We start from the raw sequence: 18811 nt of genomic DNA, 5'->3' as shown, positions 1-18811 counted from the left end.
ATTCTATTTTACATGATTTCGCATAAGGTTTGCTACCTCTATTTCAGAAGGGCGACAAAGACGGGCCGCCTTAAGCGACCCGCCGCTTCTTCAAGTTAATACTTCGAATCTGGATTCAGGAAAGCGTTCACGTTGTCCGGAGTAACAGGAGTCGCCTCCAATACGATATGATGCGGAACGCTCTTCTCCCAGAACCCTTCGATTGCTTTCCCCTCGAGAATCAACGTAGCCAGCTTCACGGCCGTGCCGCTCATCGTCGGGGAATACGTCAACGATACGACGACTTCAGGCTTCGCTTTCTCCTTCATCATCTTGTAGATTTCCTGCATGCCGCCGGAGCTGACGATAAACATCTCTTCCGCGCGTTTGGCGTCCTTGATCGCCTGAACGATGCCGACCGTCATGTCGTCGTCCTGGGAATATACGGCATCGATTTCCTTATTCGCCTGCAAAATGTTTTCCATCGCTTTCAGCGCTTTTTCGCGGGTAAAATCGCCCGGCTGCGAAGCGATGATCTGCACGCCCGGATAATCCTTAATGTAGTCGCGGAAACCTTTCGAGCGAAGGTCGGTAACGGATGACGGCACGCCGCTGATCTCGATGATTTTGCCTTCCGCTTTCCCCTTGCGCTTCACGAGCGCATCAACGAGATATTTGGCGTCTCCGTACCCGATACCGTAGTTGTCGCCGCCGACGTACAGCCGATAGCTTTCCGTATTGACCGCTCGGTCGACGACGATAAGCGGGATACCCGCTTTCGCCACCTTCTCGGCGGCAGGCGTCAGCGCCGCGGATTCGATCGGCAGCATGACAATGGCGTCTACTTTCTTCGTGATCAAATCTTCGATGTCCGACGTTTGCTTGGCCGGATCTTTCGCGGTGTAGACGATCGATTTGATATTCTCATGCTTGTCGGCTTCCGCTTTCGCGTTGGCGATCAATGCGCCCATCCAGCCGTGATCGGCCGCGGGCAACGATATGCCGATCGTATAGTTTCCTCCCGCGGCATTGTCCGAATCTTCCTGGCTTGATGACGGTGTCGCGATCGGACTTTCGGAAGCTTTGTTTTTGCCGTTGCTGCAAGCGGACAAGATAACGGCTATCATGACAGCAAACGCCAATAGCTTAATCGTTTTTCTCGACATTGGAATGACCCTCCATGGATTCGATTTTGGTTCTTCACTAGGTAACGGATTGCTTAGGTTAATCCCTTTTTTGCAGTAGCACCGCTGCGATAATGATTAAACCCTTAACCACCCCCTGCAAATATGGCGAGATGTTTAGAAGATTCATAATATTGCTGAGCACGCCTAAGATCAGAACGCCAAACAAAGTGCCTACGATGCGACCGCGCCCTCCGGAAAGGCTAGTCCCACCTATGATTACCGCGGCGATCGCGTCGAGCTCGTACATATGCCCCGAGCTGGACGTGCTTATCGAGTTCAAACGCGACGTCTCGATGACGGCGCCGATCGCGGCGGTTAACCCGCAAATGAAGTACGAGGCAATCGTAACCTTGAACACGGAGATCGCGGAGAGCCGCGCGGCTTGGGAGTTCCCGCCGACGGCATAAATATGGCGGCCGAACACCGTTTTCTCCAGCACGATGTAGCAAAGCAAGAATATAGCCCCAAACAGGATGACCGGGATCGGGATGCCCAACCAATATTCATTGCCGATATTGCTGTACGCGGAATCGTAGCCCGATATCGCCCCCGCGTCCGCATAATACAGAGCCAAAGAGCGTGCGATCGTCATCATGGCCAGCGTTGCGATAAATGCCGTAATTTTGCCGTAAGTAATGACCAATCCGTTAATGATGCCGAGCAGCGCTCCCGCGATAAGACCCAGAACGATCGACATCCAGATCGGCAGCCCGTAAGTCACTTGCGCCGCCATGATGACCGTACCCGAGAACGCGAGCACCGATCCGACGGACAAATCGATTCCTCCGAGAATGATGACGAAAGTCATGCCTAGAGACAGAATGCCGACGATCGACACTTGGCGCAGTACGTTCGTGATGTTACCGATGTCGAGGAAATGTTCGTTGAGCAAAGCGGCAAGAGCAACCAACACGACAAAGGCAAAGATCACGCTGTACTGGTCCCATAAATATTTTCCCCACCGCATTCCGGCGGAGGTGCTTCTCTTTTCGTAATCCGTTGCCGCTTGGGACATCGGCCGTTCCCCCTTTGATTAAAGGCCAGTAGCCATAGCCATAATGTTCTGTTCGTTCGCTTCCCGGCCGCAGAGCTCGCCTTTGATTTTTCCGTGATGCATGACGTAAATCCGATTGCACAACCCGATCAATTCGGGCAATTCGGACGAGACGACGATGACTGCCTTGCCTTCCTGCGCGAACGTCGCAATCAGGTTGTAAATCTCGCCTCTCGCGCCGACGTCGATTCCCCGCGTCGGTTCGTCCAAGATGAACAACTCCACATCGGATACGAGCCACTTCGCGATGACGACCTTTTGCTGGTTGCCTCCGCTCAAGTTTTTGACCGGCCCGTTGAGCGATTTGGCGTTAATGTTCAACTCACGGATTTTCTCGTTTACGATTTTGGTTTCGCTTTTCTTGCGGATGAGATTCCAGCGGCTGATCTTCGCCGGATTGGACAGAGTCATGTTATGGGCTGCGTTCATCTCCATGAGCAGCCCCGAGCCCTTTCGGTCTTCGGTCGCGAACCCCCATCCGAGCTTGACTGCATCCATCGGGCTGCGAAAGTAAACCGGGCTGCCTTTCCAGATCACCGTGCCCTCCTGCGCTCTCCAGTCGCCGAATAGCGTGCGCATCAGCTCCGTCCGTCCCGCTCCGATCAGCCCGGCGAAACCGATGATTTCACCTTGCTTGACGTGGAACCGGATATCTTCGAAATACGGACGGCGGGTCAACCCTTCGACCTTAAGCATCTCGTCGCCGAAAGCTTCCGGATGCGTCGGGTACATCTCCTTCAGCTCTCTTCCGACCATCAGGTTTGCGATTTCCTTTTCCGTCAAACCCTCCATGCTTCTCGTCGTGACGTGGCGCCCGTCCCTGAGCACCGTTATCCGGTCGCAGATCCCTTTCAGCTCGTGCAGACGATGGGAAATGTAGACGATCGATACCCCCCGTTGCTTAAACCGGTGAATCAGCTCGAACAATTGGTTCGCCTCCCTCTCTTCCAGCACGGCCGTCGGCTCATCCATCACGAGCACTTCCGCGTTCATGGAAAGCGCCTTTGCGATTTCGACGATTTGCCTAGCTCCGATGCCGAGGTTCGCGACACGCTCCTGAGGATTCAAACTCAGGCCGAACTGATCGAGCAAGCGTCTCGTTGCCCCTTCCATTTCCTTGCGATCTGAGAATAACCCAGCCCGCTTCGTCTCCCGCCCTAGAAAAACATTCTCGGCCACCGTCATGTGCGGGACGAGCTGCAGCTCCTGATGAATCACAGAGATACCCAGCCTTCTAGACTGCTGAGGAGTGCCGATACGTACAGGCTTACCGCCGAACACGATTTCGCCCTCTTCCGGTTCGTAAATACCGGCCAATATCTTCATTAACGTAGATTTGCCCGCTCCGTTCTCCCCGACCAGCGCGTGAACTTCACCCTTCTTAAGCCCGAACGACACATCCTGAAGCGCTTTCACTCCGTAAAAAGCTTTGGATATTCCCTTCATCTCTAGAATCACTCGATCACCCCCGGCTTTCTCGCGGCTCTTACGATTTCATACTAAAAAATAAACGCCCATTCCCGCAATTAACAAACTTGCGAAGGCGCGCTTCATAATCTTGCGGACCCGCAGCTACACAAGTACACGATCTTGCGGCGCGTACAATAAAAAAACCTTCGGGAGAGTTCGTCCTGACGGTCCTTTCGAGTCGGGTGCACTCCCTATAGCGATGTTTTTCATCGTACTTGCTCTCTACCAGCCCCCCTCAAAGCAGAAGTATGATGTTTTTCATCACTAATCACCCGGGAACCGAACAAAAAGTGGCTCTCACGCTCCTATAGCGATGTTTTTCATCGTACTCGCTCCCCACCGGCGCCCCTCGAGGCGAAAGTATGATGTTTTTCATCACTAATCACCCCTTTCTGATATGTTAAAAAAACCTTCGGGAGTCACTCCTCCCGAAGGCGATTTTGCCGATAGAGCACCAAAAAGATGAGCAATCCTTTCAGTACGCCTTGCAAATAAGTAGAAACGTTCTGCAAATTCATATAGTTGTTGAGAATCGAGAACATCAGGACGCCGGACACGGTTCCGAGTATCGTACCTTTGCCGCCTCGCAGCGAAGCCCCTCCGAGCACGACCGCCGCGATCGCGTCCAACTCGTAATACACGCCGGAATTGGCCGTCGAGATCGAATTCAGCCTGGCTGTCTCCAACACCGCCCCAAGCCCCGCCGCTATCCCGCTGAGCGTGAAGGCGATCAGCGTTACCCGGTTCACGTTCGCGCCCGAGCTGTAAGCTGCTCTCGGATTTTGCCCGACAGCGTAGATGTACCGGCCGAACAACGTGCGGGAGAGCAGAAAATGCGCGGTCATCGCTGCGATCAACAGCGGAAGCACGACTACGGGAATGCCCAGCCAGTAACCGTGTCCGAGAAACGTATGACTAATTCGGCTGCCCGATATCGCCCCGGCGTCCGCGACCCACATCATGAAATAGCGATAGATGAACATTGTGCCCAGCGTCGCGATAAAGGAGGGTACCCTGCCATAGGTGACGAGAACTCCGTTCAGGCTTCCAAGCAGTGCTCCCGATATCGCACCTAACAGCAGCGACCCGGGAATATCGAAACCGAACAGGTTCTGCCCCCAGAGGATGATCGCGCCCGAGAAGACGACGATCGAACCTACGGATAAATCCAGCTTACCGATCAGGACGACGAAATGGACGCCCAGCGCGATCATCCCGATGACCGATGCTTGACGGAACACGTTCATCACGTTGTTCCATGTCCAGAAGTAGTCGCTCGTAACCGCGGCTAGAAAAGCAAGTGCGAGGAGCAGCATGAATATTTTGTTGCGCGATACCCACTTCTGGACATTGTCCGTTGTCGCGAACTCGATTCGCATATTTCCCCTCCGAAAGGCGATTTAACGATGCATGCCTGCTGCAGATTGCAAGATCCGCTCTTGGGAAGCTTCCTCGTGCGCGATCTCGTCCACGATCCTTCCTTCGTGCATGACGAGAATCCGGTTGCACAATCCGATCAGTTCAGACATGTCCGAGGAGATCACGATCATGCCTTTTCCTTCTCTAACCAGTTCGTGGAGCAGCACGTACAGTTCGCTCTTCGAGGCGACGTCGATCCCCCTCGTCGGCTCGTCCAGAATATACAAATCGCTTTCCGCGACAAGCCACTTGCCCAGCATGACTTTTTGTTGGTTGCCTCCGCTCAGGAATTTGATCTCCTGCTCCGGGTCGCGGGCTTTGATGTCCAATTGGATAATGGCATCCAATGCCTTGTCCTGCTCCGGTTGATCCTTAAGAAGATGATAGCGATGGATTTTCTTCAAGCTCGCGATCGTCAAGTTGTGATAAACGTTCATGTCCATAAATAATCCGGATTCGATGCGATCCCGGTTCACGTATCCGAAGCCCGAAGCGATCGCTTGCCGAGGGGACTTCAACAGAATCGGCTCCCGATTCCAATACACTTTGCCCGACTCCGGCTGAACTTCGCCAAAGATCGTCTTGGCGAGACCTTCCGTGCCGGACCCGATCAACCCGGTAATGCCGAGAATTTCCCCTTCGTTCAACCGAAAATCGATGTTTTCGAACCAAGGTTTGCGCGTCAAATTTTCTACTCTCAGCAATTCCTTGTCCGTAGGCTTCGATAAAGGCGGGAAAATCTGAGCAAGTTCTCTTCCTACCATCAGCTTGACCAACTGATTCTCGGCGAGCCCGGTCACGCTGGTCGTAACGACCTTTTTGCCGTCCCTCAGCACCGTGACTCGGTCGCAAATGTCGAATATCTCGTTCAACCGATGCGTGATGTACACGATCCCGACCCCTTCCTCCTTGAATCGGCGGATCATCGCGAACAGCCGTATTCTTTCGGCATCGGACAAGGAAGCAGTCGGTTCGTCCATCACGAATATGTTCGCTTTTAAAGATAATGCTTTGGCGATCGCGACGATATGGTGCTCGCTCATCGACAAGTTCTTCACCTTCGTGTTCGGATGGAGCGGCATGCCAAGCGAGCGAAGAATGCTTTTCGTTTCGCGCTTCATCTTCATCGCGTTCGAGAACAGGCCGAGCCACCTGGGTTCGGAACCGAGGAATACGTTTTCCGCGACGCTCATCTCCGGCACGAGGCATGATTCTTGGTAGATCATCGAGATTCCCATCCGCTGCGCTTCGATGGGCGTGTAAGCCGATACCGGCTTGCCGTTCACGATCATATATCCGTCGTCCGGGCGGTAAACACCGGACATGAGCTTGGCCAGCGTCGACTTGCCGGCCCCGTTCTCTCCAACGAGAGCGTGGACTTCTCCGGGTCTCAGGTCAAAGTCGATTCCATCGAGCACTTGAACCCCATAGAAAGATTTTGAAATCCCTCTCATTTGCAACAACACGGAGTCACACTCCTTCGGGAAACTCTCCCGCTTCCTAGTTTAAAAGATGATAGCGGCGCGGAAAATGAATGATCTTGCGGAAGATTTGTTCGTTACTCCACATTCTTGCGGTATCGTATTTCCTGTATTGTAATTTATATCCTCATCATACATAATTCGATTCAAAGGGGTGAAGCGTTTTTTTCGCGATGAACAAGCCCTCGATTTTATTGGAGATTCCACGTTTGGCGAGTTGGTGCGACTGGGCGGGAAGCGATCCGCTGCCGATCGCTCCAGGTGAACGATCCTGCGTTCTATGGCTCCGGGCGGGATCCGGCCATGCTTGCTCCGTTCACAATCGAATAGAGATCAACGCAGGCGCTTGCTTGTTCGTCCCTCCGGAAGTCGAGGTGACGCTCCGGCCAGTCGCCGATTTGCCGATTCGAGCCGTCGCCTATTTCGTGTCCGGTCTTCAGGTTCAGGGCAAGCGGAGAGGGATGCTCGCGAATTCCTCCGTCCCCTTCCTGATCCCGCCAGCCCCGGATCAGCACAAAGTCGACCGCATCATGGAAGACATTCTTCATGAAATCCGCCATCCCCAATTGGGAAGCTCGGAAGTCGTATCCTCTTTGCTTCAGGCTTTGCTGATTCATTTTCTAAGGGAATTGCGCGACGAAGAAGCGTTGACGCAGCCATCGTCCGACGTGCCGTCCGATCCGCAATCGGAACCTTCCGGAGAGGACGAAACGACAGTAGGCCTTGCCCATCATGTAAGGGTTTACATAGAAAAAAACTTTCATCTGGAACTTTCGCTTAGCGATCTCGCCCAAATCGTGTTCGTCAGCCCCTACCATCTCGCTCACATATTCAAGGAAGAAGTCGGCATGTCGCCGATTCAATATTTAATCAAATGCCGGATAGACGAAGCCAAGCGAATGCTTGTCGAAACGGGCTACTCGGTTCGGGAAATCGCCAGCAGAGTCGGTTATCCGAATGCGAATTACTTCAATTTATTGTTCAGTAAAATGACAGGGGATTCCCCGGGAAAATACCGTAAGCGGAAATAGTCCTATATGCAAAATAGCGACCGAGAAGAGAGCTTGGCGGCTCCCTTTCCGGTCGCTATTTCTAGACATTACACAAAACTGACCGCTTGGCCCTTGCTCGCGGATTCGTAGACGGCTTCGAGAATTTCCTGCACGACGAGCGCTTGCTTCGCCGTTACGACAGGCTCGCGATCGTGCAGGATCGCATCGATCCAGGCGCGCGCTTCTTGCTCCGCGGCGTCGTCGGGAAGCGGATCGCCTCCGAAATCCCCGGCCATTTGGATTTCTTGCGTATAGAGACGGCCATGCTCCTCGCCATTGACTCGCAGGCCTTTTTTCATATCCGCTCCGGCTTTCGTGCCGCAGAGTGTAACCTTAGCCTCATCCACATCAAGCGTATTAAGCGCCCAGCTGGATTCAAGCCATACCGTCGCGCCGTTCTTCATCGTAATCATCGCGAAGGCGGAATCTTCCACCGTGAATTTCGAAGGATCCCACGGTCCCCACAGATTGGCTTGGCTGCCCTGCTCGGCCAACTTGCGATAGGATGATCCGAGCACCGTTCTCGGTTCGTAATTGTCCATCATCCAGAGGGCCAGGTCGAGCGCATGCGTTCCGATATCGATCAGCGGGCCTCCGCCCTGCTTCTCTTGATCGAGGAATACGCCCCAAGTCGGCACTGCGCGGCGGCGTATCGCATGGGCTTTGGCGACGTAAATCTCGCCTAGATCGCCTGCGCGGCAAGCTTGATGCAACCACCGGCTGTCCGCCCGAAAACGGTTCTGATAAGCGATACTAAGCTTCTTGCCCATTCTTTGCGAGGTTTCCAGCATTTTGCGGGCATCGTCGGCGGTTTTCGCCATCGGTTTCTCGCAGAGCGCGTGTTTGCCCGCTTCGAGCGCCGCGATCGAGATTTCCGCATGCGTATCGTTCGGCGTGCACACATGGACGACATGAACGTCCGGATCCCGCAACAGTTCGTAAACGTCTTGGTACACTTTTGCATCCGGAATACCGTATTTGCCCTTGGCTTCTTGCGCCCTGTCCGACGCCACGTCGAAAAAAGCGACGACTTGCGCTTCCGGGATTTTGGCTAGCGCAGGCAAATGCTTGCTCATCGCGATTCCGCCGCAACCGATCATTCCTACGTTAACTTTTGTCATAATGCTTGTCCTCCTTGCGAGTAGAGCGTTTTCAAACTACAATAAGTGTATCATAATTCATCAGAAATCCCATTCGCTTTGATGCGAGGATTTTATGTGATTTTGCCACATAAGGGGATGAGTCCATGCAAGCGATGAAAGAAACGATCGAGTACGAGAATCCGTTGTTATCGTTAAAAATCTGGCAAGTGACCCGCGACCGCCATGGCGGAGTAGGCTGGCACTATCATCCCGAATGCGAGCTGCTGCTTGTGCAGGAAGGCTCTTTGAACGTAGATCTAAGCGATGAGACGTACGAGATGTTCGCGGGGGACGTCGTGATACTCGGCAATTCGCAGTTGCATAGAGACCATAGCGGCGGCGGTTTTCTGAGCTATATCGTGCTGCAATTCGATTTGAACACTTATTTCGACCAGAGCACGATTCCTTATTTGCAATATTTTAACGAGACGAAAGTACCGCTAAGCGCGATGAACTATATATTCCGGGATAATCCCGAAGCCCGCCGCGAGGCGGCGGAATGCATCCGCCAAATCCATAAAGAAGCATTGAACAAGGACAGCGGGTACGAGCTTGCAGTGAATATGTTGATCAAGAAACTGCTGCTCATCCTCATTCGCAACGACAGCCGCGGTTTATTGGCCGACCAGGACCGCGTCGAGAGAATACGGCTCAAGCCCGTGCTGGATTTCGTCGAAGCCGGCATCAACGATCGGATCACCGTCGAGGATGCCTGCAGATTGGCGAATATGAGCTATTATTACTTCGTGAAGTTTTTCAAGAAAATTATGGGCCTATCTTTCACGGAATACGTCAATTTCCGCAAAATCAAACGCGCCGAGCAGCTTCTCCTCACCCGCGACATGAGCGTCAGCGAAGTCGGCGAAACGATCGGCATGGCCAACATGGCCCACTTCTACAAAATGTTCAAACGTTACAACGGATGCTCGCCGAAAGAATTCCAACGCAAGATGCTCGCTTGGGGGCGGGGGTAAGAAGAATAAATTGATTGTTGAAATTTACTATGCTAAATTATGGATATGAAGGTCGTGAAGCACACGCCGCCATTCCTGGATCATTCCGGGGTTGGCGGCATTTTGCTTTTAAAAATCAATTGAAGTAGGTGACGGGATGGCATTAAAAAGCGTAAACAACGAAGTTAGAATGACGGGAGAATTAAAACAAGCTTACGAGTTATGGCTGAACAAACTTGTCGCAACATCTCGGGGCGAAAGAAAGAGACGACTAACCAGCACTACAAACCATGCAGAACAAATGTTTATCGTCAAAGTATGGTGGCCGGCCTTCGGGCACTTTGCATGCCTACAAGCCGAACACGAAGTCAGAGACTTCAAGGATGGAACGAGATATTTGGATTTCGCTTATATAACGGAAGGTTTCAAGATTTGCATCGAGATTGACGGCTTTGGCGCTCATTGGCGGGATGTTAATCGAACGCAATTCGCCGATCAATTAATGCGGCAAAACCATCTCGTGATCGATGGATGGTACGTGCTCCGCTTTTCATATGACGATATAATGGATCGTCCGCGAATGTGTCAGCAGATCATCCAACACTTATTAGGGAGATTGGGAGCTCAACTTGATATAGAAATTGAGTTAACCTTAACTGAACAGGCCATCCTTCAACTCGCCCTATCCATAGCCGAACCACTCTCTCCAAAATTTGTCGTCCAACAACTCGGAATCCATCGCACAACCGTTCACAGACATCTCCAATGCTTGGTTAGCAAAAAGTTGCTAATCCCAGTACGTACCGATGTCAAAAGAATTTGCGGTTACAAAGCTAATAAAGCTAATCTACCTGATTTTCGCACGTAAGGGCGTACAGGCGAGCGCTTTACCTGGTGGTGGGTTCATTATTGCTGCTTTTTGCAACAATGAGCAGGGGCAGCGGCTCTTCCGCTCTCCATTGTTGCTTTTTGCGACAATGAGCAGGCGGCAGCGGCTCTTCCGCTCTCCATTGTCGCTTTTTGCGACAATGAGCGGGCGGCAGCGGCTCTTCTGCTCTCCATTGCTGCTTTTTGCAACAATGAACGGGGGCAGCGGCTCTTCCGCTCTCCATTGTCGCTTTTTGCGACAATGAGCGGGCGGCAACGGCTCTCCCGCTCTCCATTGCTGCTTTTTGCGACAATGAGCAGGCGGCAGCGGCTCTTCCGCTCTCCATTGTCGCTTTTTGCGACAATGAGCGGGCGGCAGCGGCTCTTCTGCTCTCCATTGCTGCTTTTTGCAACAATGAACGGGGGCAGCGGCTCTTCCGCTCTCCATTGTCGCTTTTTGCGACAATGAGCGGGCGGCAACGGCTCTCCCGCTCTCCATTGCTGCTTTTTGCGACAATGAGCAGGCGGCAGCGGCTCTTCCGCTCTCCATTGTCGCTTTTTGCGACAATGAGCGGGCGGCAGCGGCTCTTCTGCTCTCCATTGCTGCTTTTTGCAACAATGAACGGGGGCAGCGGCTCTTCCGCTCTCCATTGCTGCTTTTTGCGACAATGAGCGGGCAGCAGCGGCTCTTCCGCTCTCCATTGCTGCTTTTTGCGACAATGAGCGGGCGGCGGCGGCTCTTCCGCTCTCCATAGTCGCTTTTTGCGACAATGAGCGGGCGGCGGCACCCATAAAAAAAGCCCGAACTCATCAAGTTCGGGCCTCACTATCCGCTATGAATTACTCGTCGTAGCCTTGCGGTTCACGAATAGTTTGTATCCGACGCCGCGGATCGAGTCGATCTGAACGCTCTGCTGATTAAGCTCGAGCTTCTTGCGCAGGGAGCTGACGTGCACATCAACAGTGCGCTGGCCGCCGATATAATCGAAGCCCCAGACGACGTTCATCAGATCGTCGCGAGTGATGACGATTCCCGGTCTTTCCGCTAGGTACAGCAGCACCTCGAATTCCTTCGGCCGCAGCGTAATCCATTGGCCGTTCGAGAATACCTCGTACTTGTCCGGGAAAATCTGCAGATCCCCGATCGTGATGACCCGGTCGCCGCCGGCGGATTTGACCGGCTTGCTCTCTTCGTTGCGGGAACGCCGCAGAACGGCCGAAGTGCGAGCGAGCAGCTCGGCCACGCCGAACGGCTTCGTAATGTAATCGTCCGCTCCGAGCTTCAGCCCTTGTACGACTTCCTCTTCCGCGTTTCGCGCGGTCAGAATGATGACGGGCGTGCGGATCTCGTTTTGGCGAAGCTTCTGCAGCACTTCAAACCCGTTCATCCCCGGCAGCATCAAATCCAAAAAAATGATGGCGTACTGCTCATGAATCGCTTTATGAAGTCCTTCCGCTCCGTTCCCCACGACTTCCGTTTCATAGCCTTCTTGCGAAAGATTGTAAGTCACGAGACGGGCAAGCGTCGGTTCATCCTCGATAATCAGTACTTTGTCCGACATGCGTTCCTCCGGTCCAGGCGGAATTATCTGCCTAATTGGCTCTACATGTTATTTTTATCATACCACTGTAAAGCCTACATCATGTAATTATTAACGCAAAGTAAAATAGGTTATCCGGATGTTACGGCTGCAGCAGAGGTAATTCCAATATAAACTTCGACCCTACGCCTACCGTGCTTTCCACACGGATCGTGCCGTGATGCAACTCGGTCAAATGCTTCACGATGGATAGCCCCAGACCGGTTCCGCCCGAGCTGCGGGAACGCGCCTTATCTACCCGATAGAATCGTTCGAAAATACGCGGAATGTCCTTCCGCGGAATGCCGATACCCGTGTCCGACACGGTAATTCGGACTATTTCTTCCTCGCTGTCTTCAACGTTGACGATTTCCGCGCGGACTTTGACCTTGCCGCCATCTGGCGTATAGTTGATTCCGTTCTGCATCAAATTCATGACGATCTGTCCTAGCCGATCCTCATCCGCTTCAAGGAACAAACCTTCCTCCGAGACGACATCAAGTTCGATGTCTTTTTTGGCCGCTTCGGGAGATAACAACTCCGTCATCCGTTCCAGGAACGCCGGCAGATCGATCGGAGAAAACTGCAACGGAGAACGGCGCGACTCGATCTTGGACAATTCCAGAATGTCCCCGATCAGACGGTTCAGCCGATCGCTCTCGTCCTGAATGATCGTTAGAAAAGATTTCGCCGTCTCCGGATCGTTAAGCGCGCCGGACAACAGCGTCTCCGCGAAGCCTTTCACCGCGGCGACAGGCGTCTTAAGCTCATGGGATACGTTGGCGACGAATTCGCTGCGCATCCGCTCCAGACGACGGATCGCCGAAACGTCCTGAAGAACGAGCAGCAAGCCGGTATCTTCATCGCCGCTCATCGTCATCGGTACGATATGAATCTCAAGAAGCCGTTCTTCCGGATAATAAACGGTAATCTCTTCGTGGAAGGAAACCGGATTTTCCAACGCTTCCCGAATAAGCCCGACGATCTCGAAATGATGGCGAATTTCCGTAAAGCTCCGGCCGACGCGCTCGCGGATCGAATTGCCGAGCAGATGCTCGGCCTCGCGATTGTACAGCGTAATTTTGCCGTCGGGTGCGATCATGACGACTCCGCTGATCATATTGTCGAGCACGCTCTGAAGCCGAGTTCCGTTCCGGCGAATCTCGTCCAATTGTCCTTGCAAGCTTCCCGCCATCGCGTTAAGCGCCCGCGCAAGCTCCCCGATCTCGTCCTTGCCGCCTTCCGGTACACGGGTCGCGTAGTCCATGTTGGCCATCCGTTTCGCCGCGGAAGTCATCCGCTCGAGCGGACGCGTCACGCTTAAAGCAACGCGATAACTGATGATGGCGGCAACCGCGAACAAGATCAGCAAACCTGTGATCAGTGCGAGCCACATGTTATTCATGCTGCGCTCCACGTCACCCAAGCTCATAGATAGCCGGATCACGCCTTCATTTGCGCCGCCCCGGTCTTCGTTCACTTTGATTGCGACGTACATCATTTTCTCTTCCAGCGTGCCGCTGTACCTGACGCTGCTTCCCGTGCCTTCCTTAAGCGCTTGCTGGACTTCCTCCCGGCTAAGATGGTTATCCATCGTTGCCGGATCATGATCGGAATCCCCCATGACTTTTCCGTCCAAACGGATATAAGTAATGCGCATCTCCGCGATTTCCTTGAACCGCTTAGCCTGTTGCTGCAAGTATTCGCTTTGGGCCGCCGGGTCGACCATGTCGGGCCAAGGCGCTGCCGCGTTTAGAACGTGCAGTTCCCTGATCATATGGTCCCTTAGGGCCGCCTGATGGTTTTTCTGATAAGAATTGCCCATCAATAGCCCCGCGGCAAGCACAGAGAAGCCGATGAACAAAATGAACAGCGAGGTTAACTTCAGACGGAATTTAGTCATGAACGAATGACGGCTCCTTTAGGCGCTTATGCAAAAACAGGATCTTTGAATTGGGCAAGCTTGGCTTTGGAATCTTTGTCTACGTCGGCATGCAAGCTGTTGCCGTGGGAATCCATCGTGACGATCGCCGCGAAACCTTCGACCTGCAGATGCCACATCGCTTCCGGAATGCCGAACTCCATGTAGTCCACACCGTTGACGTTCTTGATGCATTCTGCGTAGTATTGGGCAGCTCCGCCAACCGCGTTCAAGTAGACGGCGCCGTGCTCTTGCAGTGCGGCAAGCGTTTTGGGTCCCATGCCGCCCTTGCCGATGACCGCGCGCAAGCCGAACTTCTTGAGAATATCGCCTTGGTACGGTTCTTCGCGAATGCTCGTCGTAGGTCCCGCCGCTTTGACGTGCCAACCCTCGTCGTCTTTTAGCATGACCGGACCGCAGTGATAAATCACGCCGCCGTTCAGATCGATCGGTGCATCGTGATCCATCAAGTGTTTATGCAGCGCGTCGCGCCCCGTATGCATTTCACCGTTCAGAATGACGACGTCCCCGACTTTCAGACTGCGTACGTCTTCTTCGGACAACGGCATTTGCAGTACTTTCTCTTTTACTTTGACCGGAGTGTCGCCAGCTTGCGCCGGAGCCGCCGCTTCGTCGGACGCCGTCATAGGCACGCTAGATCCGCCTTCGTAAATCCAGCTTTTGATCTCGTGCGAGGAACCGTCCAGCAGTACGCCCTGGCGACGATACGCCCAACAGTTATACGCGACGGACACGAAAAAGCTCGCCGGCAAACGATTGTTAACGCCGATTTTGCACCCTAGCAAAGTGACGTTTCCGCCGAAGCCCATCGTTCCGATGCCAAGCTGGTTGGCTTTGTCCATAATGTACTCTTCCAGCTGTTTAAGCTCCGGAATCGGGTTGACGTCAACGACGTTGCGGAACAATTGATGCTTCGCAAGCTCGTACCCGGTCGTCCGGTCGCCGCCGATGCCCACGCCGATAAATCCCGCGCTGCAGCCTTGTCCTTGCGCCTGATACACGGCATGGAGAATACATTTGCGGATCCCGTCCAGATCGCGTCCCGCTTTGCCGAGTCCTTCGATCTCGCATGGCAGGCTGTACTGAATATTTTTATTCTCGCAGCCGCCGCCCTTCAGAATAAGCCGAACGTCGACTTCGTCGCGTTCCCACTGTTCGAAATGGATAACCGGCGTGCCCGCCCCGAGATTGTCTCCCGTGTTCGCGCCCGTCAGCGAATCCACCGAATTCGTGCGGAGCTTGCCGTCCTTCGTCGCTCTGGCGACTGCGTTGCGTATCTCTTGCTTCATGATGATCTGGTTGGCGCCTACTGGCGTATGCACGATAAAAGTCGGCATCCCGGTATCCTGGCAGATCGGCGATACGTTGCATTCCGCCATCTCTATATTTTGCGCAATGGTTGTTAAGGATAATCCGGCGCGAGTAGCGCGGTCCTCCGACTCGCGGGCCGCTGCGATCGCGCGGCGCACATCGGCAGGAAGGTTGGTAGATGTTTCCACGATCAGTTTGTAAATGCTTTGTTCGAATGAAGATGCCATGAGTGCGAAATCCCCTCTCTGTTCGTTAATCCCTATACTATTATATAATAGCATAGTAGTCGCTTAGGGAGAAAAGGAGTCACGTTCATGGCGAATCATTTTTTGGCTTATTTGTACCGATTAAGACACATAGAGCGCTGGAGCTTAATGCGCAATACGACGCACGAGAACGTCGCGGAGCATTCGTTTCATGTTGCGGTTATCGCCCATGCCTTGGGCAGTATTGCACGGGAAATATTTCATAAAGACATCAGCCCCGACGAGTTAGCCGCTTACGCGTTATTCCATGACGCCACCGAAGTGTTTACGGGAGATATTCCGACGCCGGTGAAGCATCATAACCCTCGCATTCTGGCTAATTTTCGCGAGATCGAAGATTTGGCGGCCGAACGGCTGCTGTCCACTGTCCCCGGCGAACTGCGGGAGAGCTATCAACCGCTCCTAAACCGCAAGCCGCCGAATCCTGAGTTGGGTAAGCTCCTGAAAGCAGCAGATTTACTGGACGCCTATTTAAAATGCGTAAACGAAATGGCGACGGGCAATCGGGAATTCGCGACCGCGCGCAGGCAGACCGAAGAGAAGCTGCGGAAGCTCGATATGCCGGAAGTCGAATGGTTTCTCACTCATCTTGCTCACGGGTTCGAAAGGACCATCGACGAGCTCGCGGAAATCGAACAGGGAGATTTGCAGTCATAACCGTAAGAAGGGATAGCGCGCGACGGAGAAACTCCGAACGTTCTATCCCTTCCGCTTTTTCGTCGCTTACTCCGTCACTTCGATCGCGAACGCATAGGACGAGGATCCTTCGGATACCCGTTTCTCCTTATCGACCAGCCATGTCGCGCTAATGCTGCCGTAATAAATTCCCGGCTCCTTGGGAGCCAAAAATGAATCGCCATCCATGTCATATTGCGTGATAACCCCGTCATGAGAGAGGGACAAGTATACTTCCGTCGGCGGCTTGGAGTCGAAGCGAACAATCATCTTGGCACCTGCCTTCACCCGATCTTTGGCTTTTTCCTTCAACATTTCCGCCGGAGCGACATAATCCCTACATTCCCCCACCGTTCCCTTATCCCAACAATATGAGCTTTGATAGATCGTCAGCGAGACATCCTCCGACCGAATGACCGGTATCGGCGGCTTAATTCCTAACTTTAAATTTTTCTCCTCGCCGATGTCTGCGACCTTGACTACCATCGCATTCACGTCACCGCTACTCGTAATGGCAATCCGCCATTCCCTTGAAGACGCATCGAACTCAGCCGATTTCACGACAGGGGCGATTACATCGACAATTTCCGGGGAAATGAGCGCTCGTCGGATCGCTTCGGCCTCCGTTAACTTAGCGCCTTCGGGTTTCGCCGAACGAATCACTTTAACGCTGCGAGCTCTCCCTTGGCCCGGATAGGATGCATTGATCCCGCCATCCACTCGTACGACGACCCGATCTCCGACGCTGTTGCTTTTTCCCGCGTTCGAAAACCAGATCGCCTCGTAATAATGGCTAGCCCCGCCGTTTGCTGAGAAATCCTGCTCCTTATCACTTACGACTAGAATGCGATCCCCTTCTTTTTTGACGATATATCCAACGAACCCCGTTGTCTGTCCATTCTCCGCATGATTTCCGCATGCCGCTATGAGCATGATGATTATCGTTATCGCCGCAATCTTCCAATAACGCATCATTTATGCCTCCCTGATCAGACTTTTCTATTCCTCAGACGCTTTCTCCCTCCAATATGTTCCAAAAATTCGTACAATTCTCAAACTGTAATAACGATCTGCACGCAAAAAAAACGGCCGTTACCGGCCGCCCAGAACTTGTTCCGTATGCGTTACGCTCTTCCTGATCGCGCGATACATGAAATGTCCCGCTACGAGCATCAACACGGCCAGCACCGTGAACAGCGCCTCTCCACCGCCCCAATTGAGCAGCAAGCCCCCGAGAATCGGTCCCAGTCCCCTCGATAGCATCTGGCTTGTCCCATACACGGAGAAGTAGAAACCTCTTTGATCGGCAGGCGCCATGAGCGACACGACTTTCTGGATATGAGGCCCGTAGATCATCTCGCCGATCGTGAAAATAAATTCGGTCACGAAGAGCGCGATGACAATACTGGAATAGCCGTACCCAATCGACACGATAGCGAACAGAATGTACGAACCGCCGATTACCGTATGAGAAGGCATCTCTTCGGTACGCCTGGCGATCCATATTTGCAGCGCAATGACAATGATCCCGTTAAAAGTAAGAATTGAAGCCAACACCGTCCGGAAGTTCTCGAAGTTCGTTTGCAGGTGCAACGGAAACGTCGATTCGACTTGCGCGTACAGCAAACCGACAGGCAAGCTGAGTAGCGTTATCATCAGCAACAACTTATGCGACGCCCATGAAAACCGCGTTTTTTCCTGCTTTCGCGGTAGTCCGGCAGCGGCCACGCCCGTCTTGAACGGGGCGCTCTCCGGCAGCTTAAACCAGACCAACAACCCGTAGACAATAAACGAGACGGCCGAGATCAGGAACACCGCGGACGGATTCCAACCGAACATGACGAGACCGAGAACCGGTCCCACCGCTGCCCCGACATTAAACGCGGTATGCATCAGAGCGAACACTTCCGCGCGTTGCTCCTCGGGCACCACATCGGTAATCTGCGCGTTCGCCGCAGGCATATAGAGAGCGAAGCCGATCCCGTTAACGATCGAGATGACCGCATAATGCCACACTTCATCCGCGAATACATAGCCGACCATGCACAGCATTTGCAGCAGCAGCGCCGACAAGATCAACGGTTTGCGCCCGTACCGATCGCTCCATCCGCCGCCGAACCAGTTGACGATCAATCCGCATAGAGGCTGCAAGCCGACGATAATCATCGGCAGAATGATCGAGCCTTCCATTCGATCGAACAAATAGAGGACAAGAAAAGGACGAATCATAAATCCAGTAATCGTCGTTAGCGCGGATCCGAGCACACGAATCCATATCCCACTGTCATAGCGGCCAAACATATTCATGATTTTGTTCATCATCTTCCGTTCACCTGCAGTTCGAATAGTAGCTTAAGTTATGAATTATATCACAGAGGATTTATAGGATATTAAGCAAAAAAATCCCCGCCCATTTTCGGACGAGGATTGTGA

General features: G+C 53.1%; 16 protein-coding genes. 4 read left to right on the top strand and 12 right to left on the bottom strand.

From position 1 onward, the window contains the following. Nucleotides 1-95 precede the first annotated feature (95 nt). The 5 genes from FPZ45_RS17400 to FPZ45_RS17380 all read right to left on the bottom strand — a co-directional run bounded on the left by FPZ45_RS17400 (nucleotide 96) and on the right by FPZ45_RS17380 (nucleotide 6575). Complete coding sequence (locus FPZ45_RS17400; protein WP_144704666.1) at nucleotides 96-1145, bottom strand: substrate-binding domain-containing protein; 1050 nt, start codon at nucleotides 1143-1145, stop codon at nucleotides 96-98. Between the two features lie 58 nt (nucleotides 1146-1203). After that, nucleotides 1204-2181, bottom strand: a complete 978-nt coding sequence (locus tag FPZ45_RS17395; RefSeq protein ID WP_144704664.1) for an ABC transporter permease — start codon at nucleotides 2179-2181, stop codon at nucleotides 1204-1206. Between the two features lie 18 nt (nucleotides 2182-2199). Next, nucleotides 2200-3678, bottom strand: a complete 1479-nt coding sequence (locus tag FPZ45_RS17390) for a sugar ABC transporter ATP-binding protein (protein WP_144704661.1) — start codon at nucleotides 3676-3678, stop codon at nucleotides 2200-2202. Between the two features lie 431 nt (nucleotides 3679-4109). After that, on the bottom strand, nucleotides 4110-5069 hold the full coding sequence (locus FPZ45_RS17385; RefSeq protein ID WP_144704658.1) for an ABC transporter permease: 960 nt from the start codon (nucleotides 5067-5069) through the stop codon (nucleotides 4110-4112). Between the two features lie 21 nt (nucleotides 5070-5090). Further along, complete coding sequence (locus FPZ45_RS17380) at nucleotides 5091-6575, bottom strand: sugar ABC transporter ATP-binding protein (RefSeq protein WP_144704655.1); 1485 nt, start codon at nucleotides 6573-6575, stop codon at nucleotides 5091-5093. Between the two features lie 224 nt (nucleotides 6576-6799). Here FPZ45_RS17380 and FPZ45_RS17375 point away from each other — a divergent pair, with 224 nt between their 5' ends. After that, on the top strand, nucleotides 6800-7621 hold the full coding sequence (locus tag FPZ45_RS17375) for a helix-turn-helix domain-containing protein (RefSeq protein ID WP_186438446.1): 822 nt from the start codon (nucleotides 6800-6802) through the stop codon (nucleotides 7619-7621). A gap of 68 nt (nucleotides 7622-7689) precedes the next feature. On the opposite strand, the gene FPZ45_RS17370 is transcribed toward FPZ45_RS17375, so the two are convergent. Beyond that, on the bottom strand, nucleotides 7690-8763 hold the full coding sequence (locus tag FPZ45_RS17370; protein WP_144704649.1) for a Gfo/Idh/MocA family protein: 1074 nt from the start codon (nucleotides 8761-8763) through the stop codon (nucleotides 7690-7692). Nucleotides 8764-8888: 125 nt separating this feature from the next. On the opposite strand from FPZ45_RS17370, the gene FPZ45_RS17365 reads away from it, so the two are divergent. Both FPZ45_RS17365 and FPZ45_RS17360 read left to right on the top strand, forming a co-directional pair. After that, nucleotides 8889-9758, top strand: a complete 870-nt coding sequence (locus FPZ45_RS17365) for an AraC family transcriptional regulator (RefSeq protein WP_144704646.1) — start codon at nucleotides 8889-8891, stop codon at nucleotides 9756-9758. Between the two features lie 136 nt (nucleotides 9759-9894). Further along, complete coding sequence (locus FPZ45_RS17360) at nucleotides 9895-10605, top strand: MarR family transcriptional regulator (protein WP_144704643.1); 711 nt, start codon at nucleotides 9895-9897, stop codon at nucleotides 10603-10605. A 38-nt stretch (nucleotides 10606-10643) separates the two neighbouring features. On the opposite strand, the gene FPZ45_RS17355 is transcribed toward FPZ45_RS17360, so the two are convergent. The 4 genes from FPZ45_RS17355 to FPZ45_RS17340 form a co-directional block, all read right to left on the bottom strand. Further along, the gene (locus tag FPZ45_RS17355) at nucleotides 10644-11396 is read right to left on the bottom strand and encodes a hypothetical protein (RefSeq protein WP_144704640.1); all 753 of its coding nucleotides are present in this window, start codon (nucleotides 11394-11396) and stop codon (nucleotides 10644-10646) included. Between the two features lie 41 nt (nucleotides 11397-11437). Further along, entirely contained in the window at nucleotides 11438-12166 is a 729-nt protein-coding gene (locus FPZ45_RS17350; protein ID WP_144704637.1) for a response regulator transcription factor, read from the bottom strand. 121 nt (nucleotides 12167-12287) lie between these two features. Next, nucleotides 12288-14087 (bottom strand): two-component system histidine kinase PnpS, encoded by a 1800-nt coding sequence (pnpS, locus tag FPZ45_RS17345; protein WP_144704634.1) that lies wholly within the window; start codon nucleotides 14085-14087, stop codon nucleotides 12288-12290. Nucleotides 14088-14113: 26 nt separating this feature from the next. Further along, nucleotides 14114-15664 carry a fumarate hydratase gene (locus FPZ45_RS17340; RefSeq protein WP_144704631.1) on the bottom strand — a complete coding sequence of 517 codons (1551 nt, stop codon included), beginning with the start codon at nucleotides 15662-15664 and terminating at the stop codon, nucleotides 14114-14116. Between the two features lie 87 nt (nucleotides 15665-15751). Between FPZ45_RS17340 and yfbR the strand changes: the two genes are divergently transcribed. Next, entirely contained in the window at nucleotides 15752-16360 is a 609-nt protein-coding gene (gene yfbR / locus FPZ45_RS17335; protein WP_144704628.1) for a 5'-deoxynucleotidase, read from the top strand. Between the two features lie 66 nt (nucleotides 16361-16426). On the opposite strand, the gene FPZ45_RS17330 is transcribed toward yfbR, so the two are convergent. Both FPZ45_RS17330 and FPZ45_RS17325 read right to left on the bottom strand, forming a co-directional pair. Continuing rightward, nucleotides 16427-17353, bottom strand: coding sequence for a DUF3221 domain-containing protein (locus tag FPZ45_RS17330; protein ID WP_144704625.1), 927 nt, complete (start codon nucleotides 17351-17353; stop codon nucleotides 16427-16429). 117 nt (nucleotides 17354-17470) lie between these two features. Then, entirely contained in the window at nucleotides 17471-18700 is a 1230-nt protein-coding gene (locus FPZ45_RS17325) for an MDR family MFS transporter (protein WP_246120485.1), read from the bottom strand. Nucleotides 18701-18811: the final 111 nt, after the last annotated feature.

The organism is Cohnella terricola (assembly GCF_007786475.1).
Taxonomy (GTDB): domain Bacteria; phylum Bacillota; class Bacilli; order Paenibacillales; family Paenibacillaceae; genus Cohnella; species Cohnella terricola.
This window is presented reverse-complemented; position numbering and strand designations above follow the sequence as displayed.